At 60.8% G+C, this 19,939-nt stretch carries 22 protein-coding genes and 1 pseudogene; 16 read left to right on the top strand and 7 right to left on the bottom strand.

Features of this window, described 5'->3' with window-relative positions; translation table 11 throughout:
* Positions 1-42 precede the first annotated feature (42 nt).
* Complete coding sequence (locus JFU48_RS19365; protein ID WP_201137343.1) at positions 43-522, top strand: GNAT family N-acetyltransferase; 480 nt, start codon at positions 43-45, stop codon at positions 520-522.
* A gap of 28 nt (positions 523-550) precedes the next feature.
* Here the strand turns inward: JFU48_RS19365 and JFU48_RS19360 are convergent.
* A pseudogene (locus JFU48_RS19360) lies at positions 551-1,204 on the bottom strand (O-methyltransferase); the annotation flags it as partial.
* Between the two features lie 111 nt (positions 1,205-1,315).
* Between JFU48_RS19360 and JFU48_RS19355 the strand changes: the two are divergent.
* Both JFU48_RS19355 and JFU48_RS19350 read left to right on the top strand, forming a co-directional pair.
* Entirely contained in the window at positions 1,316-1,951 is a 636-nt protein-coding gene (locus tag JFU48_RS19355; RefSeq protein ID WP_201137342.1) for a TetR family transcriptional regulator, read from the top strand.
* Positions 1,952-2,072: 121 nt separating this feature from the next.
* Entirely contained in the window at positions 2,073-3,278 is a 1,206-nt protein-coding gene (locus JFU48_RS19350) for an ISL3 family transposase (protein WP_201135813.1), read from the top strand.
* Between the two features lie 102 nt (positions 3,279-3,380).
* Here JFU48_RS19350 and JFU48_RS19345 read toward each other — a convergent pair whose 3' ends face one another.
* Entirely contained in the window at positions 3,381-3,722 is a 342-nt protein-coding gene (locus JFU48_RS19345; RefSeq protein WP_103484147.1) for a hypothetical protein, read from the bottom strand.
* A gap of 86 nt (positions 3,723-3,808) precedes the next feature.
* A complete protein-coding gene (locus JFU48_RS19340; RefSeq protein ID WP_003225851.1) occupies positions 3,809-4,453 on the bottom strand; it encodes a hypothetical protein in 645 nt (214 codons plus the stop codon).
* 170 nt (positions 4,454-4,623) lie between these two features.
* Here JFU48_RS19340 and JFU48_RS19335 point away from each other — a divergent pair, with 170 nt between their 5' ends.
* The 8 genes from JFU48_RS19335 to JFU48_RS19300 all read left to right on the top strand — a co-directional run bounded on the left by JFU48_RS19335 (position 4,624) and on the right by JFU48_RS19300 (position 13,431).
* Positions 4,624-4,872, top strand: a complete 249-nt coding sequence (locus tag JFU48_RS19335; RefSeq protein WP_103521989.1) for a hypothetical protein — start codon at positions 4,624-4,626, stop codon at positions 4,870-4,872.
* Positions 4,873-4,929: 57 nt separating this feature from the next.
* A complete protein-coding gene (ahr, locus tag JFU48_RS19330) occupies positions 4,930-5,958 on the top strand; it encodes an NADPH-dependent aldehyde reductase Ahr (RefSeq protein ID WP_201137341.1) in 1,029 nt (342 codons plus the stop codon).
* A 108-nt stretch (positions 5,959-6,066) separates the two neighbouring features.
* A complete protein-coding gene (locus tag JFU48_RS19325) occupies positions 6,067-7,224 on the top strand; it encodes a GGDEF domain-containing protein (RefSeq protein ID WP_201137340.1) in 1,158 nt (385 codons plus the stop codon).
* An 8-nt stretch (positions 7,225-7,232) separates the two neighbouring features.
* On the top strand, positions 7,233-7,727 hold the full coding sequence (locus tag JFU48_RS19320; protein ID WP_201137339.1) for a PaaI family thioesterase: 495 nt from the start codon (positions 7,233-7,235) through the stop codon (positions 7,725-7,727).
* Positions 7,728-7,960: 233 nt separating this feature from the next.
* On the top strand, positions 7,961-8,323 hold the full coding sequence (gene rplL / locus JFU48_RS19315) for a 50S ribosomal protein L7/L12 (protein WP_201137338.1): 363 nt from the start codon (positions 7,961-7,963) through the stop codon (positions 8,321-8,323).
* 250 nt (positions 8,324-8,573) lie between these two features.
* Positions 8,574-9,446, top strand: coding sequence for a GyrI-like domain-containing protein (locus tag JFU48_RS19310; RefSeq protein ID WP_201137337.1), 873 nt, complete (start codon positions 8,574-8,576; stop codon positions 9,444-9,446).
* Positions 9,447-9,531: 85 nt separating this feature from the next.
* Positions 9,532-11,076, top strand: a complete 1,545-nt coding sequence (locus JFU48_RS19305; protein WP_201137336.1) for a class I SAM-dependent methyltransferase — start codon at positions 9,532-9,534, stop codon at positions 11,074-11,076.
* Positions 11,077-11,301: 225 nt separating this feature from the next.
* Positions 11,302-13,431, top strand: coding sequence for a TonB-dependent receptor family protein (locus tag JFU48_RS19300; RefSeq protein WP_201137335.1), 2,130 nt, complete (start codon positions 11,302-11,304; stop codon positions 13,429-13,431).
* Positions 13,432-13,462: 31 nt separating this feature from the next.
* Here the strand turns inward: JFU48_RS19300 and JFU48_RS19295 are convergent, their stop codons facing one another.
* From JFU48_RS19295 to JFU48_RS19285, 3 genes are all read right to left on the bottom strand, one after another.
* Positions 13,463-13,855, bottom strand: coding sequence for a hypothetical protein (locus JFU48_RS19295; RefSeq protein WP_003225864.1), 393 nt, complete (start codon positions 13,853-13,855; stop codon positions 13,463-13,465).
* Between the two features lie 38 nt (positions 13,856-13,893).
* Positions 13,894-14,190: a DUF7660 family protein gene (locus JFU48_RS19290; RefSeq protein ID WP_003225865.1), complete on the bottom strand. Its 297-nt coding sequence runs from the start codon at positions 14,188-14,190 to the stop codon at positions 13,894-13,896.
* Between the two features lie 74 nt (positions 14,191-14,264).
* On the bottom strand, positions 14,265-14,633 hold the full coding sequence (locus tag JFU48_RS19285) for a lysozyme inhibitor LprI family protein (protein ID WP_003225866.1): 369 nt from the start codon (positions 14,631-14,633) through the stop codon (positions 14,265-14,267).
* Positions 14,634-14,674: 41 nt separating this feature from the next.
* Between JFU48_RS19285 and JFU48_RS19280 the strand changes: the two genes are divergently transcribed.
* The 5 genes from JFU48_RS19280 to argE all read left to right on the top strand — a co-directional run bounded on the left by JFU48_RS19280 (position 14,675) and on the right by argE (position 18,893).
* Positions 14,675-14,905 carry a hypothetical protein gene (locus JFU48_RS19280; RefSeq protein ID WP_096796409.1) on the top strand — a complete coding sequence of 77 codons (231 nt, stop codon included), beginning with the start codon at positions 14,675-14,677 and terminating at the stop codon, positions 14,903-14,905.
* A 251-nt stretch (positions 14,906-15,156) separates the two neighbouring features.
* On the top strand, positions 15,157-16,476 hold the full coding sequence (locus JFU48_RS19275; protein ID WP_201137334.1) for a flavin-containing monooxygenase: 1,320 nt from the start codon (positions 15,157-15,159) through the stop codon (positions 16,474-16,476).
* 56 nt (positions 16,477-16,532) lie between these two features.
* Positions 16,533-16,949, top strand: coding sequence for a RidA family protein (locus JFU48_RS19270; protein ID WP_003225869.1), 417 nt, complete (start codon positions 16,533-16,535; stop codon positions 16,947-16,949).
* Between the two features lie 118 nt (positions 16,950-17,067).
* Positions 17,068-17,745 (top strand): DUF1028 domain-containing protein, encoded by a 678-nt coding sequence (locus tag JFU48_RS19265; RefSeq protein WP_201137333.1) that lies wholly within the window; start codon positions 17,068-17,070, stop codon positions 17,743-17,745.
* Entirely contained in the window at positions 17,742-18,893 is a 1,152-nt protein-coding gene (gene argE / locus JFU48_RS19260) for an acetylornithine deacetylase (protein ID WP_201137332.1), read from the top strand. The genes JFU48_RS19265 and argE overlap by 4 nt, the downstream gene beginning before the upstream one ends.
* 24 nt (positions 18,894-18,917) lie before the next feature.
* Here argE and JFU48_RS19255 read toward each other — a convergent pair whose 3' ends face one another.
* The gene (locus JFU48_RS19255; RefSeq protein WP_201137331.1) at positions 18,918-19,829 is read right to left on the bottom strand and encodes a LysR family transcriptional regulator; all 912 of its coding nucleotides are present in this window, start codon (positions 19,827-19,829) and stop codon (positions 18,918-18,920) included.
* Positions 19,830-19,939 lie beyond the last annotated feature (110 nt).

Here is a 19,939-nt window from a genome sequence, read left to right as displayed (position 1 = left end):
GGCCTTTCGAGGCTTACGCGTAATCAAGGAGCACCGCACAACATGGAACAAATCACTTACCGCACCGCGACGGGCGCAGACGCGCTGAGCATGTGTGAGCTGGGGCAATTGCTCAACGATGTGCATCACACTGCCCGCCCCGACATCTATGCCCCACCCACTGCAGAATTTTCCCGTGACCTGCCCCACTGGTCAGGCCTTTTCGAAAAACCCGGTCACGTTGTGTTCATCGCCCACGTGGGCGATCAACCTGCGGCGTTTATCACGGCCAGCCTTTCGGCCAGTTCAGGGCCGTTGATGCAACCGCAGAATGTCGTTCGCATCGGCTCGGTGTGTGTCGCCGAACAGTTTTCGGGACAAGGCATCGGCCGTGGGCTGATGAATCTCGTGAAAAACTGGGCGATCGAACAGGATGCCCAGGATCTGCGGTTGACCGTCTGGCCATTCAATCGCCGTGCCGCGCGGATGTATGCGGAGTTCGGTTTCGAGACTCGGGCTGTCGAAATGGGCATGCGTTTGTAGCGGTTTTCCCCTGAGGTAAGCAGGCTCGGCCCAATCGCATCGACAGCTCGATGTCATCCGCAAACGGCACCGACAGGTAACCGTTCTGCGGCGCACGTACGTGGGCCAGATATTCCGGGCAATAGTTGGTGTTATCCGCCACCACTAGCGCGCCCGGTTTCAGGTGTTTTTCCACCAGTTTCAACACGTCGCCATACAACGCCTTGGCCCCGTCGAGCAGGAGCAAGTCGACTGACGGCGGCAGGTCGCTGGCGAGAGTGACGAGCGCATCGCCTTCGCGGATTTCCACCAGATCGCTGACGCCGCCCTCGATGAAGTGATGGCGTGCAAGGGCGATTTTCGACGATTCGAATTCGCTGCCGATCAATACGCCGCCACCGTTGTCGCGCAGCGCCGCCGCGAGGTGCAGAGTGGACAGGCCGAACGAGGTGCCGAACTCGACAATCGCTTTGGCCTTGGTATTGCGCGCCAGCATGTACAGCAGTTTGCCGGTGTCGCGCGAGACCGGCAGCCACAGATCCTTGAGCATGGCGTAGAGTTTCAGGTACTCGGTCTTGCTGTGCATCAGGTGCTCGCGCTCCGCGCCCGACACCGTTTCCAGTACCGGGCTGGTGGCAGCGCTGGCTTGGCTGTAGAGGCGTTCGATCAGGCTGGCCAATGGCTCAGAAGTCAGGGTGGTCATGATTGCTTTCCGTCAGTGGGGGATTAAGATGCGAGTGATTCGTCGCATTTAAATGATGCGAGTGATTCACTCGATCCGCTATTCGCGTTTCTCCCGAGGCCCGAGCCGCCCATGAGCAATCGTCAGACCGCCCGTATTTCCTCGCGCAAACAGCCGCAGCAGGCACGCTCGGCTGACTTGGTCGCGGCGATTCTGCAGGCGGCTATTCAGGTTTTGACCGAGCATGGCGCGACCCGATTCACCACCGCACGGGTCGCGGAAAAGGCTGGCGTGAGCATCGGCTCGCTGTACCAGTACTTCCCCAACAAGGCGGCGATCCTGTTTCGTTTACAGAGCGATGAGTGGCTGCAGACCACGCAGATGCTGCAGCGAATTCTGGAAAATCCCGAACAGCCACCCCTGCTGCGTCTCCGCACACTGGTGCAGGCGTTCATCCGTTCGGAGTGCGAGGAAGCGCAGATGCGCGGTGCGCTGAATGACGCGGCGCCGCTGTATCGCGATGCGCCCGAGGCCCACGAAGTGCGCGCCGCCGGACGGCAGATCTTTGCCGAGTTCATGCTGCAATTGCTGCCGGATGTCGATGAGGCAAGCCGCACCGCAACTTGTGATCTGATCCTGACCACGCTCAGTTCGGTGGGCAAGGACTTTTCCGGTACTGCACGCAGCGATCAGGAAATCACGGCTTTCGCCGATGGGTTGGCGGACATGTTCAGCGCCTACATAGTGGCGCTGAATCAAGTCGCCTGAACCACACAGACTCCGGCAAAAAAAAGGTTCTTCACGGAATCCCGGGAAACACAGAAACAAGAACGCCGATTTGATTGATGATGTTCGTGCGAGCAAACACATCTAACAAACCGGCGTTCTTATGCGCGATATTAATACTTTCCTTCCTTTTTGGGAGGGCTTTTCTGTTGTCACGATCAAGCCTGATGGCGACGCGCTTCAGATCGACCTGATTCCCCACGCCACCCGATTCCCTTCCTGTAGCGGCTGCCAAAAAACCTGTTCAACCACGCATGAGTATTGCGAGCGAACCGTCCGCGATTTACCGATTCTCGGCCGTGCGGTGCGCCTCAGCGTGTTGCTCAGGCGTGTTGTCTGTCGTGACTGTGGTAAACGTATGGAGGCCGTCAGTTGGCTGGACCGCTATGCCCGCATGACGCGGCGTTTGGCCGAGGCGGTCATTCAGGCCTGCGAACGCCTCCCCACACTGCATGTGGCTCAACTGTTCGGGTTGCATTGGGACACCGTTCGGTTGCTGGAGCGTCGAGCCTTGCAAGCGGCGTTGAGCGTTTTGCCAAAGGCGCAACCGCGACGTCTGGTGATGGACGAATTCGCCCTGTTCAAAGGTCATCGTTACGCCAGCGTGGTGCTGGATGCGGATACACGCCGCGTGCTGTGGATCGGTGAAGGCCGCAGCCGAGCAGCGGTCAGGCCTTTCTTCGAAGAATTGGGGCCAGAGGGTTGCGCTCGCATCGAAGCGGTGGCGATGGACATGAACACCGCTTTTGACCTGGAGGTTCGTCAGCACTGTCCCAACGCGCGAGTGGTCTACGACCTCTTCCATGTGGTGGCCAAATATGGCCGAGAGGTGATTGATCGGGTTCGCGTCGACGAGGCTAACCGGTTGCGTCACGACAAGCCGGCCCGCAAGGTTATCAAGCAGGCGCGATGGCTGTTGCTGCGCAATCCGCAGAACTTGAAAACGCCGGAACAACAGGTCCGCCTGGAGGATCTGCTGGCGGCCAACCAAGCGTTGATGACGGTCTATTTGATGAAGGCTGAACTCAAAACACTCTGGACTCCGAGTACTGCCTGGGGTTGGCGAGCGGCCTGGAAGCAATGGCTGCGCCATGCGCATGAAAGCGAAATTCCAGCTCTGATCCAGTTCGCCACACGGCTAAAGGGTTACTGGCGGGGCATCGTGAGCCGGGTTCGCTGGCCGATGCACACCGGTCAGTTGGAAGGAATAAACAATCGAATAAAGGTCATCAAGCGGATGGCGTACGGTTACCGGGATAGCGAATTCTTTTTCATGAAGATCAAGAGCGTCTTTCCCGGTAATCCGTGAAGAACCAAAAAAAAGCCCCGCAACCGAATGAGGTGCGGGGCAAAGTATTGGTTGGTTGCGGCCAACCAAAGGAGCTCGGTTAAAACGGTTTGCGCAGCCGGGTCAGATGCAATCCTGGGCGGCGCGTTCAAAACTGGACGGCAGGAAATTCGAGGCCAGCAAATGACGCTCGTAGATGAACACCTTGCCGCCACTGCCGGCCTTGTAGGCTTCCAGCACGTTGTCTGCCGACACCTTGCTCGGCACCACGATCCGGTAGCTGCGCTGGGTTTGCGAGACGGTCGGGTTCAGCGCACTGCCCTGCAGCTTCGGCACCACGCAATCGGCGTATTGCGCCGGGGTCTTGTTGGTGTGCAAGGTCAGCGTCGGGTCGTTCGGTGCGGAGGCGCAACCGCCGAGCAGCAAGGAGGCAACGGCCAGGGTTGGGGCAAACAAAGCACGCATCGGGGTAATCCTGAAAATAAAGGTCTGGTTCAACCGGCAGCGGTTCAGCGTCACGGCGCCGCCGCTGCCCTTTTGGTTTTTAGTGTTCAGCTGGAAGCCACCAGCGCCTTGAGCGAGGCGTCGAACTGCTTCAAGGCATTGAGTTGCAGGTCACGTTGTTTCTCGATCTGCGCGGCAATCTCCTGCGCCGCTTTGTCGTGGACCCAGACCGACGGGATCTGTTTCTCCACCGAGCCCTCGGCCTTGCCGATGTACTGCAGGTCGGCATCGTAGAAACGCGCGATGAAGTGCGCTTCGAACAGGCTGTTCTGCTGGGTCAGCAAGCGGTTGAAGGTGTCGAGTTTCACCACGATGTCCGGATGCGCCAGAATCAATGCATCGAGGTTGTCGTAAACGGTCACCGACATGAACTGACGCTGCAACGAGCTGAGCAACCAGTCGATGGCCAGCTCCGGATCGGAGCTGCGGACAAAGGCTGCACGAATCCGCGAGTCCAGCGCATCCTTGGCACCGTGCAGCGCCATGTCGTGGTAACGCGTCAGGTACTGCAGGTTTTCCCGGGTGTTTTCGCTGTACAGCACACCCACGGTCTGTGAATGCTGCAAGGTCGCGCTGCTGCCGGCGATCGGTTGAAGATGACACTCACAGGCGTCGTCTGCGTAAGACGGTGCCGTGGCTACCACTCCGCTCATCAGCAGAGCGATCAGCGCCAGTCGGGTCAGTGTCTTCATCGCGCAATTTCCTTGAGCTGCGTGTTCAATGAAAGCGATTTTCCGCCTATTGAATGCAAAGCTGAACTTGCGTTTCGTGATGGTCACTATTACTTCTAGCGATAGTTACCGACGATAAAGTTTGATGCACGCTCATCCCTAATGACTAAAACAACAGTGAGGAAGTCGATTTGAGAACCTTTGACCTGATCCGCGACGCGGTTTTGCCCGACTTTCGCGAGCGGGTGGCCGAATACCTGGTGCAGTACGAAAGCGTGTTGCTGGACAAAAACATCACCAATGCGCAGCTCAAGCGCGATACCGCCAACCAGTTGCGCGGCTATCTGCGCGGGCTGAACACCACGCGCGTGCTGGGTATGGCGTACTGGGAAGAACTGGATCGGCGGATCGTCGACACCTGGCTCGCGCCACAGCGATGACCGACTAGACTTGCCGGGCTGCCAATGTCCCCGTCAGTCGAACCGGAGGTGTCCCCCATGAGCAACAGCGAACCCGCAACTTTCAACGGCTGGGCCGCCACCGCCGCCCGTGCCCCGCTGGAACGCTACAGCTACGATCCCGGCCCCTTGGGCGAAGAGGAGGTGGAAGTCGCGGTGGAATATTGCGGCGTCTGTCACTCCGATCAGTCGCTGATCGACAACGACTGGGGCATCAGCCGCTACCCGTTCGTGCCGGGTCACGAGGTGGTCGGCAAAATCGTGCGCTTGGGCCCGCAAGTGCGCGGCCTCGAACTCGGCCAACGCGTCGGCATCGGCTGGTACAAGGGCAGCTGCATGCATTGTTCGTCGTGCATCAGCGGCTCGCAGCAACTGTGCGGCACCGCCCAACCGACCATTATCGGCAGCAACGGCGGCTTTGCCGATCGCTTGCGTTCGCACTGGGCCTGGGCGATTCCGGTGCCGGCCAATCTTGATCCGGCGATGGTCGGCCCGTTGTTCTGCGCCGGTTCCACCGTGTTCAACCCGTTGCTGCAGTTCGGCGTCAAACCCACCGACCGGGTCGGCGTGGTCGGCATTGGTGGCCTCGGTCATCTGGCACTGCGGTTTCTCAACGCGTGGGGCTGCGAAGTCACTGCGTTTACCTCGTCCTTGAACAAACAGGATGAAGCCAGGCGTCTGGGCGCGCATAACGTGGTCGCCTCGACTGACAGCCACGCGCTGAAAGCGATTGCCGGCAGCCTGGACTTCCTGCTGATCAGCGCCAACGCCGACCTCGACTGGACCGCGATGCTCGCCACCCTGCGCGGCAATGGGCGGCTGCATTTCGTCGGGATCGTGCCCAACGCGATTCCGGTGCATGTGTTCGATCTGATCCCCCAGCAGAAATCCCTGTCCGCTTCCCCGGTCGGCTCGCCCGGCACCATGGCGACCATGCTTGAATTCTGCGCCCGGCATCAGATTCTGCCGCAGGTCGAGATGTTTCCCATGAGCAAGGTCAACGAGGCCGTCGATCATCTGCGCAGTGGCAAGGCGCGCTATCGCGTGGTGCTGGACGCCAGTCAGTGACGATCCTGTGCGGCGCCTGCGAGGGCAGCCGCCGCACCTCCTGCCAAAACAGCCCCGAACGCTTACAATCGCCCGTCTAACCGCCCCCTCAGACAGGCGCTTCAAGAAATGCTGCTCGATCCACCAACGATGCTGACCATCTCGATCGCTCTCGCCGCCGCTGCCGCGCTGTATCTGGCGGTCGAGTGGCGCAGCATTCGTGAGCCTTCGCTGCTGTTCTGGAGCGCCGGTTTCGCCACGATTACCGTCGGTTCCACCCTGGCACTGCTACGCAGCAACGGCTTTCTGCTGGTCGGCATCTGGTTTGCCAACGGCTTGCTGGTGACCGCGCATTTCCTGTTTCTGCTCGGTGTGGCGCGCTTCACCCAGATTCGCCTGTCCCGCGCCTGGTACCTGATCTTCGTCTGCTGGCTGGTGTTGCTGTTGCTGCCGGACGGGCCGCTGTGGTCGAAAGTCATGCTGGCCGCCAACTCGCTGCTGGTGGCCGCCTCGACGCTCAAGGCCAGTCTGCTGCTGCGCCCGCATGGCAAATCGCTGAGCGTCGGCGCGGTGCAATTGCGCTACGTGCTGCTGGGCCATGGGCTGTTCTATGTGGCCAAGGCCCTGACCGTGATGATCCCGGGGACGCTGATCGACCTCGCCGCGTTCCGTGGCGTCATCATCCAGATCTCGCTGGTCGAGGGCGCGATGGCGATCATGCTGATCGCGCTGTCGATGACCGGCACCGAACGTTACCGGCGCGAAGAGCAGATCGCCCGATTGGCCGCTCGCGACCCGCTGACCGCCCTGTACAACCGGCGCGCGCTCGACGTGCGCGCGCCGCGCCTGCTGCAGGACGTCTCCCCGGCGCATCCCGGCGCCCTGCTGCTGATCGACATCGACAACTTCAAACTGGTCAACGACCAGTACGGTCACAGCGCCGGCGACCGTTTGCTCGTCGCCTTGAGCGAAATGATTCGCACCGAGACCACCGATGAGACATTGGCCGCGCGCTTGGGCGGTGACGAGTTTGTGATTTTGCTGAGCAACGCGCCCAGTGATCACATCGTCAGACTGGGCGACGCCCTGCGCGATCAGTTCCAGCGCAACGCCGCCCAGACCTTCCCCACCGCCGAACCGGTGACGCTGAGCATCGGCGCCACCCTGTTCAACCAGCCGCCGGCCAGCCTCGCGGCACTGATCGAGCAAGGCGACGCCGCGCTCTACGAATCCAAGCGCGGCGGCCGCAACCGCCTGCGCCTGACCGGGCTTACCACTTCAGGATGACCAGACCGATGACCCGTTCCGAGACGCCCCTGCAAGACCTCGCCGCCCCCGAAGGCGTCTGCTACGGCTGCGGCGGCCGCAACCCCCACGGGCTGCACGTCAAAAGCTATTGGCACGAGGACGGCGTGCACGTCATGGCCGAACACCTGCCGGACGACAAATACTGTGGCTGGCCGGATCTGGTGTACGGCGGCCTGCTGGCGATGCTGATCGACTGCCATTCCAACTGGACCGCCATGGCCTGGCACTACCGCCATGAACAACGTGAACCAGGCAGCCTGCCGCGCATCGACTGCGTGACCGGCAACCTCGGCATCAAATTCATCAAACCCACGCCGATGGGCGTCACCCTGACATTGCGCGCCAGGGTCGAAGGCGAGGTCGGGCGCAAGACGCGGGTGATCTGCGAGGTGTACGCCGGGGAAGTGCTGACGGCGGTGGGCGATTCGGTGTTCGTGCGAGTCGATACCGGGCAACTGGCGGAAGCGGCACACGGCCGCTGAATCCCCGCTCCTCCGCCTCCTGAGCAGCCTACAGAAGCTCCTATAGGGAACACCGCTGGATATGAATCTTCGATGCGCCGCGCAAGAAGCCAGCTCAGCAACTCCAATGGTTAGTTTTTTTGGTTTGAGAGGTAATTCTTAAACAATCTGAAAAACTGTAATTTCTAACAGGTGTCAGGTCTCCGGTAAGCAGTGAAGATTGACTTCACATATTGATTACAGGAGAACCTGAAATGACCAAAGATGAATTTACCGACTGGCTCGCCAGCGTCACTGTACTCGAAGCACAAGATATTATGTTTATGCTGGAGAAAAGATTAGGATCGTCGGAAACGTCAGGTGAAGCGTCATCTTCTGGCGAATTCATAGTAATTCTGGACGCAGTTGATGAAAATAAAAAAGTCTCAGTCATTAAAGCAGTTCGAGAACGAACCGGTTTAGGGTTAAAGGAAGCAAAAAACTTGGTGGATAGTGCTCCGAACACAGTGCAGGAGAACCTCTCAAAAGCTGAAAAGGACGCGATCAAGATACGACTAGAGGAAGCGGGTGCGACGGTTAAGATCAGGTGCCCTTCGTGTATACAGTCTGTCAGATAAGCCGATCGTAATCCTTCACCAGGCATTTACGCCCAAGGCAGTGCGCCGCTCGAACCATCCAGAGCGCGCCAACACCTTGGGCGTTATGCTGTCCGACGACTGCTCCTGACCGGCGCGATGCGTGACGTGCATGGCAAGTTGCGCCAGGCAATTGCGCGATTACTGCATACGCTGAGCAAACCCGGCTAGGCGCGCCTACGCCAAAATCGACGAGGCTATAGCCGACCGCACTTCCAGGAGTTTCCACCCAGTGTCCGACCTGCCGACCCAGCGCGCCTACACCCGGCGCTTCAACGCCGTACTCGCCTATATCGACGCGCATCTCGAAGGCGACCTCTCGGTGAGTACGTTGAGTCAGCTGGCGAACTTTTCGGTGTTTCACTTCCATCGGCAATTCAGCGCCTTCGTTGGCGTGCCGGTGTCGCGCTATGTGCAACTGATGCGCTTGCGCCGGGCTGCACATCGGCTGGCCGCGCAGCCGGAGCATTCGATACTGGATGTCGCGTCTGGCGCCGGTTTCGAAAGCCCGGAAGCGTTCAGTCGAGCGTTCCGACGTGACTTCGGCATGACGCCGAGTGCCTTCAGGAAGCAACCGAACTGGCAGATCTGGAATGCGGTGTTTGCCATCCCTCATTTTTCCAGGAGCGTCATCATGCAAACCAGAATCGTCGATTTCCCGACCGTGCGCGTCGCTGCGCTTGAGCACTGCGGCGCACCGGGGGAGGTTCAGCAAAGCGTGCAGAAATTCATCGCCTGGCGCATGCACAGCGGACAGTCGCCCGTGGCGTCGAGTCGTACCTTCGGCATTCCCTACAACAACCCCGACACCACTGCGGCGCAGGATTTTCGCTTCGCCATCTGTGGCGAGATCGAAGAGCCGGTAGCACCCAATACGTTCGGCGTGGGGGAACTCGTCATTCCCGGTGGACGTTGCGTGGTGGTGCGGCACGTCGGTTCGCCGGATCATATCGGCGAAACCATCTATCCGGTCTACCGTGACTGGTTGCCGGCCAGCGGTGAGGAATTGCGCGATCATCCGCTGTTTTTCCATTACCTGAGCGTGTATCCCGAGACCCCGCAGGAGCAATGGCAGACGGACATCTATGTGCCTTTGCAATCGTAAGATTCACTTACATGTTTTTCCGCTTGTGGTGCGTAATGACAACCCTTTATAAGAGCGGCTCACTCGCGAATTGAAGGATGTAAACATGAGCAATGCCTGGAACGAAGGGTATTTCACCGACGAGGGCTACACCTACTCGTATAGCCGGGAAATCAACCCGGTGTTCCAGCGTTATTGTTTGTTGTTGCGCGGTTTTGCCACCCTCGAAGACACCGGCGGTTACCACTGCGAACTGGGCTTCGGCCAGGGTGTTTCAATCAACATCCACGCCGCCGCCAACCCGGGCAACTATGTCGGCACCGACTTCACACCGTCCCAGGCCGCGCATGCCATTGCGCTGGCGAATGACTGGAACAGTCAGGCACGACTGTATGACGACAGCTTCGAGCAGTTGCTGGCCCGTGATGACCTGCCGGCCTTCGACAGCATCAGCCTGCATGGCATCTGGACCTGGGTCAGCCGTGACAACCAGAAACTGATCGTCGAATTCGCCCGGCGCCACCTCAAGCCAGGGGGCATGTTGTACGTCAGCTACAACTGCTTCCCGGGCTGGTCACCTTCGGCACCCTTGCGCAATCTGTTCAGCCTGCACAACCGCTTTGCCAGCCAGGCCTCGACCAGCCCGGCCAAGCGCATCGATGCCGCGATGCAGTTTTCCGAAGCACTGTTGGCGGCCAATCCGAAGTACGCCAAAGCGGCGCCGGCCCTCGGTGCCCAGTTGCAGAGCATCAAGGGCCAGAATCGTCAGTACGTGGCCCATGAGTACTTCAACCGCAATTGGGACTGCATGTACTTCACTGACGTGGTCGACGCCATGACCGCAGCCAAACTCGACTACGCCACCACGGCCGTGCCGCTGGACACAGTGGCCCCGCTGAATTTGAGTGCAGAGGGCATGGACTTTCTGGAGGGTATCGAGCACCCGATCATGCGCGAACAGGCGCGCGACTATTTCATCAATCAGAACTTCCGCCGGGATCTGTACGTACGTGGCGCCAATCGGCTGTCTGCTGCCGAGCAGCGCGATGGCCTGCTGAGAACGCGTTTTGTCCTGCTGCAAGCGATTGAGAGCATTCCCGGCACGGTCACTGGTCCCGCCGGCGAGGCTGCGCTGCAAACTGAGATTTACAGCCCGGTGCTCGAAGCGCTCGCCGCCAGTGCTTACGCACCGAAAACCCTGCAGCAGTTGTCGATGGCCGTCGGCTCCGTGTCTTACGACGACCTGGTGCAGGCTGTCACCGTGCTGATCGGCATGGGCGTCGCCGCCCCGTGCCAGAGCGAAGCCGCCGAAAGGCAGGTGCAGGAACGTTGCGACACTCTCAACCTGCAACTGTGCAAACGCGCGCTGTTCAACAACAACATTCAGGTGCTGGCCAGCCCGGTCACCGGCGGTGGCGTACCGATCAGCCGCGTTCAGCAGTTGTTCCTGATTTCGATCAAGCAAGGCATGACACAACCGAGCGAGTGGGCGCAGTTGGCATGGGCCGTCATCGGTGATCAGGGCGAAGTGCTGCTCAAGGGTGACCAGCCGCTGCTCACGGCCGAAGAAAACCTGGCCGAGATGACCGAACAGGCGCGGGCATTTGCCCAGACTCCGCTGGATATTCTCATGGCGTTGAAAATTGCCTGATCCTTCCATGCGCGTCGGCTGACGAGCAGGTAAACCGTGCGACTGGCCGTGATCGAAAGCGGCCAGCCGCCTGCATTTACGGCGTTTAATGCCGCCTCCTGAAAAATCCACGCCGCTCCTGTCATCTCGCTCCCCGGCAAAAAAAGCAAAATTGCCATGTGTTTCCATCGTTCCTTCTTGCGTCGCACTGTTCATTGCCCGTCCCTGTCTGTCTGGAGTTTCTCGATGCCGTCGCCCAAATCCCTGCCCTCTGCCCTGTTGGGCCTGGCCCTCGCTTGCCCGGTCATGGCCGAGGAACCCAAAGGCATGGAGTTGGGGCAGGTGCTGATTTCGGCTGAGGAACAAAGCGGCGCCGATGCCTCCATCGCCGAGGCCCAAGCGCGCCTGGCGCAAGTGCCCGGCGGCAGCAACGTGGTCGACATGCGCCAACCATTGCAGGGTCGTGTGGCGAGCAATCAGGACGTGCTGGCGTATCAACCGGGGGTTTACGCGCAGTCGGCGGGCAACGAAGGGGTGAAGATTTCGATCCGTGGTTCGGGGATCAACCGGGCGCCGGGCGCGCACGCTTCGGGGCTGTACACCCTGCTCGACGGCCTGCCGCTGACCGGCCCCGGCGGCACGCCCTACGAATTGCTCGAACCGCTATGGCTCGATCATGTGGAGGTGCTGCGCGGCGCCAACGGCTTTGATCGCGGCGCCCTGGCGCTGGGCGGCGCCGTCGATTACGTCAGCCACACCGGTTACGACGCGCCGAAACTGCAGGTGCGCTATGCCACCGGCAGCCATGGTTATCAGCAGCGTCAGGTGAGTTCCGGGCAGGTGCTGGGCGACTTCGATTACTACGTTTCGCTGACCGACTCGAACGCCGACGGCTATCAGGATCACACCGCCAGCGAGAGCAAAGGCGTGATCGCCAACTTCGGCTATCGCTTCAACCCGAACCTGGAAACCCGCTTCTATATCCGCTATCGCGAGACCGACAACGACCTCGCCGGCCGCGTGACCAAGCACTCGATCGAGCACGATCCACGGGCGGCCAACCCGGCTTATGTGTCGCGCGACGACAGCCGCAAACAACCGGGCAGCACCTTCATCGGCAACAAGACCACCTACTACATCGACGACGATTCGAGCATTCAGACCGGGCTGGTCTATCACGATTACCCGATGGACCTGCGCGAAGGCCCGAACCGTCTGAAAGTGGCCTACACCGACGTCAGCGGCACCTTCGACTACAAGCGCCGCGATACCGTGTTCGGCATGGAAAGCCGCAGCACCGTGGGCCTGCGCACCACCAAACACCTGCCCAACGATGGCGCCAGTGAATTCGTGCGCATCCCGTCCGGCAACACTGCCGCGTATACGCCGGGCACACGCATGCGCAACTTCACCTATCAGGGTTCGGACACCGTGCTGCATGTGGGCAACGACCTGGAACTCGCCGACGACCTGTGGCTGACCACCGGCCTCGCCGCCATCTACACCCGTCGCGAAAGCGCCGTCACCTACCCGCAAAGCGGCGGCAAGACCAGCCTGAACGACTGGGATTACGCGCCGCGTCTGGGCCTGCGCTATCAGGTCACGCCGGACCTGCAACTGTTCGGCAACCTCAGCCGCTCAGTCGAGGCACCGCACCCGTGGTCGCTGATCTACAGCTCGAACATCCGCTTCCCCGCCGGCAACGGTGCGGCGACCGGCACCCAGAGCGATCCGATCAAACTGCAAAACCAGACCGCAACCACCCTCGAACTCGGCGGTCGCGGCGACAGCGCACTCGGCCAGTGGAGCCTGGCGTGGTACTACGCGCAGGTGCGCCACGAATTGCTTTCGGTACTGCCGGACGCCAACGCCGTCACCCCGTACGAACTCAACGCCAGCCCCACCGTGCATCAAGGCGTGGAAGCCAGCCTGCAAAGCACACTGTGGTCGGCCCCCGACGGACGTAAATTGAGCCTGCGCCAGGCCTACACCTTCAGCGATTTCCACTACCGCGACGACCAGCGTTTCGGCGACAACCGCCTGCCCGGCCTGCCGATGCACTACTACCAGGGCGAACTGCGCCACGACTGGCCGCAGGGTTTCTTCGCGGCGGTCAATACGCAACTGGTGTCCAAGGTCGCGGTGGATTACGCCAACAGCTACTACGCCGATCCCTACACACTGTTCGGCGCCACTGTCGGCTACAACGCGCCGAAAAACGACTGGCAGACCTGGCTGGACCTGCGCAACCTGACCAACAAACACTACGCCGCGACGGTCACGCCGGGGTATGACGACAAGGGCCTGGATGCGGCGCGGTCTACGCCGGGTGAAGGGCTGGGGGTTTATGTCGGGGTGTCGTGGAGTTTGCTCTGACGGTTTGCATACTCGGCAACCCGCCGGGTTACTACTCCAACGTAGGCAAATGATTACGCAAAATATTCTCCAGCCCCGGCCGCGTATGTTTCTCCCAAGGGCAAACATCCTGCGCATCGCCTGTGTGCAGATACTCGCCGGAATCAAATGCCTGATAGATGTCAAAGGCTGGCTGGGGCATTTCTGCGTGCATCGACACATCAACGATGGGGTTGATAAGTGCATTCATCACTTCATCGCCAAACTCAAAATCACGCTTGTTTGACAGGAAATCTCTGGCTACGGCGATCGCGACTTGATTAAGCAGATCGCGACGCTCGACCTGCAGCCGCTCACAAAAGGGTTGCAGATCGATGTTCAAGCCTTCTTCAATCGCTTCCAGCATGACCAGATAAAGATCGGCTTCACTCAACGGCCTACTCATCACTCATTTTCCTGCTCTGTTCTTGATGCTCGCCCGGTTCACTCATAAAACTTGCCGGCCAGCAAAATGCTCGCACAGCGCTGCCATACGTTGGCCGAAGAGACATCTGCTGCCACCTGCCTGGAACTGTCGATCGCCCAGGCACCTGCGGCCTCAAAAAACGCATCCACAGATCCATTTTCCCAACCCAAGGCGCCCCGACCATAGGGTGACAGCGGTTCGTTCATTGTCCGCTCACGGGCGAAATCGGCACCCAGTGCCTGAATAAACGTAATGAACGATTGCTCGTCGTTCACGCGTTCCAGCAACTCATCAAGATCATCAGGCGCAGACATCGTGGCAAATTCCTGTTGGTGAATGGGTTTGCCCGGGATGCTGCTATGCATCGACCAGAGGGTCAACCCGTCCGTCAAAACGGCCCCTGCGTCATCACCCGCGTCTCGATGATGCTGCGCAGCGCAACGACCCGCTTCTGATACAGATCGGTCAAACAATCGAGCTTCGCGCCACAGGCCTTGCGGCTTTTGAGGAAGGCCTGTTGTTCGCCGATCAGAGCATCGCGCCCGCCCATCGGCAGCAGGCGTTTATCGAGGCTGAACAGCTCGCCCATGGTGACGTCCAGGTCGTTCAAGGCGCGGTTGGCGCAGACGGCTTTTTCGTCCATGGATTTGGCCTTGTCGCAGTCGAAACTGGCGGCTTGCGTCGAATTTGCAGCGATCAGCAGCGCACAGCCGAGGGCGGCTGCGGTCACCCGTGAAATTTCTCGAACTCCCGTCATGGCTTCGTATCCAACGTTGTAGGTCAATGGAGGTATGAAAAATGAAAAGCACCGACGATATCAAGCCTGCAACACCTCATAACGCGCCACCGCTCGACTCCTCGGGCAAACCGGTGGATGTGGTGAACCGCGATCTGCAGGACAGCGACGACGACACCCGCGCCGTGGACGAGGTGATTACCCCCACCTCCACCCGCGTCATGGAACAGGACACCGAGGAGCTCAAGCGTAAGACCGATGCGATCGAACGCAAGGTCGCCGACGGTAACTGACGCGACGCTCCCCCCTCCTTAAAGTGAATTTTCACCTTCCTGTCCCGGGTTTTCCTGCCCGGGACAACTCTCCCCCTGTCCTGCAAGCCGCGTTTTTACTGGCTTCGCCCCTTCTGCTTCAGCAATTTGTATTCACATCCCAGCTTAATAATATTTTACCGATACCCCCCTCCTGCCTAGTCTGACCGCAAGCAAAACGGACAAGCCTGAAGCGATCCGAATCCACTTGCCTTGCCAGGAAGGATGTAGAAATGACCACTGAAATAATAAAAACAGACACGCTCGTCGTGGGGGCCGGACAGGCCGGTGTGGCGATGAGCGAGCACCTGAGCAAACTCGGCGTGCCGCACCTGGTGCTTGAGCGCAGCCGCATCGCCGAACGCTGGCGCACCGGACGCTGGGACTCGTTGGTGGCCAACGGTCCGGCGTGGCACGACCGCTTTCCGGGGCTGGAATTCGATGATGTCGATCCCGACGGTTTCGCCCATAAGGAGCGCGTAGCGGACTACTTCGAAGCCTATGCGAAGAAGTTCAACGCGCCGATCCGCACCGGCGTTGAAGTCAAAAGCGTGGTGCGCAATGTCGGGCGTCCGGGCTTCACCGTCGAGACCTCCGAAGGGGTGATCGAGGCCAGCCGCGTCGTCGCGGCCACCGGCCCGTTCCAGCGCCCGGTGATCCCGCCGATTGCGCCGCAAGACCCGCGTCTGTTGCAGATCCACTCCGCCGACTATCGCAATCCGCAGCAACTGCCCGCAGGCGCAGTGCTGGTGGTTGGCGCCGGTTCGTCAGGCGTGCAGATCGCCGATGAACTGCAACGCTCCGGCAAGCAGGTGTACCTGTCGGTAGGTGCGCATGACCGTCCGCCGCGTGCCTATCGCAACCGTGATTTCTGCTGGTGGCTGGGGGTGCTCGGCGAGTGGGATCAGGCGGCGATGAAACCCGGTCGCGAGCACGTGACCATCGCGGTCAGCGGCGCGCATGGCGGGCGCACCATCGACTTCCGTGGTCTGGCCCATCGCGGCATGACCCTGGTCGGCGTGACCGAGTCGTTCAATAACGGCGTGGTGACCTTCAAGCAGGACCTGCGCGACAACCTCAAGCGCGGTGACGAGAACTATCTGGCGCTGCTGGATGCCGCCGATGCCTACATCGAGCGCAACGGTCTCGACCTGCCGGAAGAACCCGAAGCACGCGAAACCTATGCGGATCCCGAGTGCGTGAAAAATCTGCTGCTCGATCTGGATCTGGCCAAGGCCGGGATCACTTCGATCATCTGGGCCACCGGCTTCGCCGTGGATTATTCCTGGCTGCAGGTCGCCGCGTTTGACGACAAGGGCAAACCGCAGCATCAGCGTGGCGTGTCCAGCGAGCCGGGGGTGTATTTCCTTGGGCTGCCATGGCAGTCGCGGCGCGGTTCGTCGTTCATCTGGGGCGTGTGGCACGACGCCAAACACGTGGCCGATCACATCGCCACCCAGCGCAAATACCTCGACTACCAGGATGCCGAGCAGCGTGAAGCCGCCCTGCATGCGCAGATTCACAGCAAAGCCGTCGGCACCGTCGACGCTTGATTTCCCTTTTCGCGGCGGTGCCCGGTGCGCCGCTAACACCTAGTCTGGAGCTGTACATGAGCAAGCCAACCCACACCCGCATCCGTATGTTCAACACCAAGGACACCTACCCTAACCAGACCCTGGACAACGACCTGTGCCAGGCCGTGCGCGCCGGCAACACGGTGTACGTCCGGGGTCAGGTCGGCACCGATTTCGACGGTAATCTGGTGGGCCTCGGGGATCCGCGCGCGCAGGCCGAACAGGCGATGCGCAACGTCAAGCAACTGCTGGAAGAAGCCGGCAGCGACATGAGCCATATCGTCAAGACCACCACCTACCTGATCGACCCGCGCTACCGCGAGCCGGTGTATCAGGAAGTCGGCAAGTGGCTCAAAGGCGTGTTCCCGATCTCCACCGGGCTGGTGGTGTCGGCACTGGGGCAGCCGCAGTGGCTGATGGAGATTGATGTGGTGGCGGTGATTCCCGAGTAAGTCGGCAGACCGAATCGCGGCCATCGCGAGCAGGCTCACTCCTACAGGGGAATGCATTCCAAGGTAGGAGTGAGCCTGCTCGCGAAGAGGCCGACCCAGACACACAAGGAGTTAGACCATGACCTTTTCAATCGCAGCCCGTTGCCCCGAAACCGGCCAGTTCGGTGTCGCCATCAGTTCCTCCAGCATCGCCGTCGGCGCGCGGTGCCCGTGGCTGCTGCCGGGTGTCGGCGCGGTGTCGAGCCAGAACATCACCCTGCCATCCCTCGGCCCGGAAGTCCTTGCATTGATGGAGCAAGGCCACGCGCCCGAGGCTGCGCTGGACCAGGTGCTGACCCGCAACGGCTACAGCCAATACCGGCAGATCACCGCGATCAACCACCTCGGCCAGACCGCGCATTTCAGCGGCGCGCAAACCCTCGGCGTGCACAACGCGGTCTCCGGCGAACAATGCGTGGCCGCCGGCAACATGCTCGCCGGGCGCTCGGTAATCGAAGCGATGGTCAGTGCCTTTGAGGACGGCGAAGGCCAGTTGGCCGACCGCTTGCTCAAGGCCTTGCACGCCGCACAAGCCCTCGGTGGCGAAGCCGGCCCGGTGCATTCGGCGGCTGTGGTGGTGGTCGGCGAACAGACCTGGCCGATCGTCAATTTGCGAGTCGACTGGGCAGACGCAGACCCGATCGGCCAGTTGCAGAAACTCTGGGACGCCTATCAGCCGCAGCTGCAGGACTACATCGACCGTGCCCTCGACCCGGCCAAGGCGCCGGGCTATGGCGTTGCCGGAGATGATCGATGAGCAGCAGCGTCGCGTTGCTCAAGACGCTGGTGGGGTTCGACACCACCAGCCGTGAATCCAACCTGCAATTGATCGAGTTCGTGCGTGACTACCTCGCTGGCTTCGGCGTGCCGTGCGAGCTGATCTACAACGCCGAGCGCAGCAAGGCCAATCTGTTCGCGACCATTGGCCCGGCCGAGCAACCGGGCATCGTGCTCTCCGGGCACACTGATGTAGTGCCGGTCGACGGCCAACCGTGGACGGTGGCGCCGTTCGAACTCAGCGAGCGTGACGGCAAGCTGTTCGGCCGTGGCACCGCAGACATGAAGGGCTACATCGCCTGCGTGTTGGCCTCGGTGCCGGCGCTGGTCGCTGCAGACCTGCGCATGCCGGTGCACATCGCCCTATCGTATGACGAAGAAGTCGGTTGCCTCGGCGTGCGCTCGTTGCTCGCCGAGCTGCAGCAGCGCCCGGTCAAACCGCTGCTGTGCATCATCGGCGAGCCCACCGAGCTGAAACCGGTGCTCGGCCATAAAGGCAAACTGGCGATGCGTTGCGACGTGCATGGTCATCCGTGCCATTCGGCCTACGCACCGCTGGGAGTAAACGCCATCGAATACGCCGCCGAGCTGATCGGCGAGCTGGGGCGTATCGGCCAGCAATTGAAGGCACCCGAGCATCACGACGCGCGTTTCGATCCGCCCTACAGCACGGTGCAGACTGGGGTGATCAGCGGCGGCAAGGCCTTGAACATCGTGCCTGCCGATTGCCGCTTCGACTTCGAAATCCGCGCCCTGCCCTCGCAGGATCCAACCCAGGTCGCACAACAGTTGCAGGCCTACGCCGAGCAGCAAGTGCTGCCGCGCATGCGTGCGGTCAGCGAGCACAGCGCGATTCGTTTCAGTGAATTGTCGGCCTATCCGGGCCTGGCCACCGATGCGCAGAGTCAGGCGGCCGAGCTGATTGCGGCATTCTGTGGTTCACGGGAATTCGGCACCGTAGCGTTCGGCACCGAGGGCGGGCTGTTCGATGCGGCGGGTATTCCCACCGTGGTCTGTGGCCCCGGCAGCATGGATCAGGGGCACAAACCTGACGAGTTCGTCAGTCGTGCGCAACTCGATGCCTGCGATGCGATGCTGCAACGGATGCTGGCCTCGATTCGCGCCTGATCCTTTCGGCCTGACTGCCTGCCTTCAAGCGTGCAGTCGGGCCAATTCCTCACGGCAATGATCAACGAACAACTGCACCGGTTTGGTCAGTTGCACCCGACGCAGCCAGGCTGCCGACAAACCCGAGCCGGTCACGGTTTCCGCCAGCGGCACGCACACCACTTTCTGCCCGTCGTAGGTGTACTCGCCGAACGGTCGGGTCACCAGAATCGAAAAGCCGAAACCGCGCCCGACCATGCCGCGCACCATCTCGATCGACGGCGAGCTGAAGACGATGTGCGGGGTCAGTCCGCGCTCCTCGAAAATGCTCACGAAGTAGGTGCGGCTGGGCACCACGTCGAGCAGGATCATCGGCTCCAGCACCAGATCGTGCAGCGAGACTTTCGCCTGTTGCGCAAAGCGGTGGTCGGCCGGCAGCAATGCATAGGGCTGCTGCGGCGGCATCAGCGGCGTGGTGTCGATGGTGGTGTCGAGATCGTGTTCGAACAGCATCGCCACATCGATGCTGCCGGCAGTCAGCGCCTGCACCAGTTCCTGTTGTTCGCCATCGCGAATGCGGATTTCCACGCCCGGCCAGCGCTGCTTGAAACCGGCGATCAGGCGCGGCAGGTACAGCGGCGCGACCGTTTCGAAACAGCCGATATCGATCTGCCCGGCGACCACATCGTTGTCGGCCAGCGCGTTCTGCTCGAACTCATGCGCCACCCGCAGCAACTCCAGCGCCTTGCGATAAAACCGCGAACCACTGGGCGTCAGCGACACGCCTTGGGCGTGATGGCGGATGAACAGCTGCACGCCGAAGCTTTCTTCCAGATGCTTGATCGCGGTGGAGACCGACGGCTGGGCGATATAGAGCTTGCGCGAGGCTTCGGCGACGCTGCCGCAATCGGCGGTGGTGACGAAGTATTTGAGCTGGCGCAGGTTGTAGGCGGCCATATAAAACCTCTGCAAGTAAGACGACGCTTTTGTGGTGAGGGGATTTATCTGTTGTCAGGACATTTATCTGTAGTCAGGGGGTTCTGTGGTGAGGGGATTTATCCCCGATG

This window comes from Pseudomonas sp. TH49 (genome assembly GCF_016650625.1).
GTDB lineage: Bacteria > Pseudomonadota > Gammaproteobacteria > Pseudomonadales > Pseudomonadaceae > Aquipseudomonas > Aquipseudomonas fluorescens_H.
This window is presented reverse-complemented; position numbering and strand designations above follow the sequence as displayed.

Bases quoted from the DNA above. Each gene is read 5' to 3' on its own strand.
- JFU48_RS19295 (WP_003225864.1), bottom strand. From the start codon at position 13,855: ATGAGTAGGCCGTTGAGTGAAGCCGATCTTTATCTGGTCATGCTGGAA.
- JFU48_RS19270 (WP_003225869.1), top strand. From the start codon at position 16,533: ATGAGCAAGCCAACCCACACCCGCATCCGTATGTTCAACACCAAGGAC.
- JFU48_RS19355 (WP_201137342.1), top strand. From the start codon at position 1,316: ATGAGCAATCGTCAGACCGCCCGTATTTCCTCGCGCAAACAGCCGCAG.
- JFU48_RS19285 (WP_003225866.1), bottom strand. From the start codon at position 14,633: ATGACGGGAGTTCGAGAAATTTCACGGGTGACCGCAGCCGCCCTCGGC.
- JFU48_RS19280 (WP_096796409.1), top strand. From the start codon at position 14,675: ATGAAAAGCACCGACGATATCAAGCCTGCAACACCTCATAACGCGCCA.
- rplL (WP_201137338.1), top strand. From the start codon at position 7,961: ATGACCAAAGATGAATTTACCGACTGGCTCGCCAGCGTCACTGTACTC.
- argE (WP_201137332.1), top strand. From the start codon at position 17,742: ATGAGCAGCAGCGTCGCGTTGCTCAAGACGCTGGTGGGGTTCGACACC.
- JFU48_RS19300 (WP_201137335.1), top strand. From the start codon at position 11,302: ATGCCGTCGCCCAAATCCCTGCCCTCTGCCCTGTTGGGCCTGGCCCTC.
- JFU48_RS19305 (WP_201137336.1), top strand. From the start codon at position 9,532: ATGAGCAATGCCTGGAACGAAGGGTATTTCACCGACGAGGGCTACACC.
- JFU48_RS19365 (WP_201137343.1), top strand. From the start codon at position 43: ATGGAACAAATCACTTACCGCACCGCGACGGGCGCAGACGCGCTGAGC.
- JFU48_RS19265 (WP_201137333.1), top strand. From the start codon at position 17,068: ATGACCTTTTCAATCGCAGCCCGTTGCCCCGAAACCGGCCAGTTCGGT.
- JFU48_RS19320 (WP_201137339.1), top strand. From the start codon at position 7,233: ATGACCCGTTCCGAGACGCCCCTGCAAGACCTCGCCGCCCCCGAAGGC.
- JFU48_RS19290 (WP_003225865.1), bottom strand. From the start codon at position 14,190: ATGTCTGCGCCTGATGATCTTGATGAGTTGCTGGAACGCGTGAACGAC.
- JFU48_RS19275 (WP_201137334.1), top strand. From the start codon at position 15,157: ATGACCACTGAAATAATAAAAACAGACACGCTCGTCGTGGGGGCCGGA.
- JFU48_RS19345 (WP_103484147.1), bottom strand. From the start codon at position 3,722: ATGCGTGCTTTGTTTGCCCCAACCCTGGCCGTTGCCTCCTTGCTGCTC.
- JFU48_RS19350 (WP_201135813.1), top strand. From the start codon at position 2,073: ATGCGCGATATTAATACTTTCCTTCCTTTTTGGGAGGGCTTTTCTGTT.
- JFU48_RS19325 (WP_201137340.1), top strand. From the start codon at position 6,067: ATGCTGCTCGATCCACCAACGATGCTGACCATCTCGATCGCTCTCGCC.
- JFU48_RS19340 (WP_003225851.1), bottom strand. From the start codon at position 4,453: ATGAAGACACTGACCCGACTGGCGCTGATCGCTCTGCTGATGAGCGGA.
- ahr (WP_201137341.1), top strand. From the start codon at position 4,930: ATGAGCAACAGCGAACCCGCAACTTTCAACGGCTGGGCCGCCACCGCC.
- JFU48_RS19255 (WP_201137331.1), bottom strand. From the start codon at position 19,829: ATGGCCGCCTACAACCTGCGCCAGCTCAAATACTTCGTCACCACCGCC.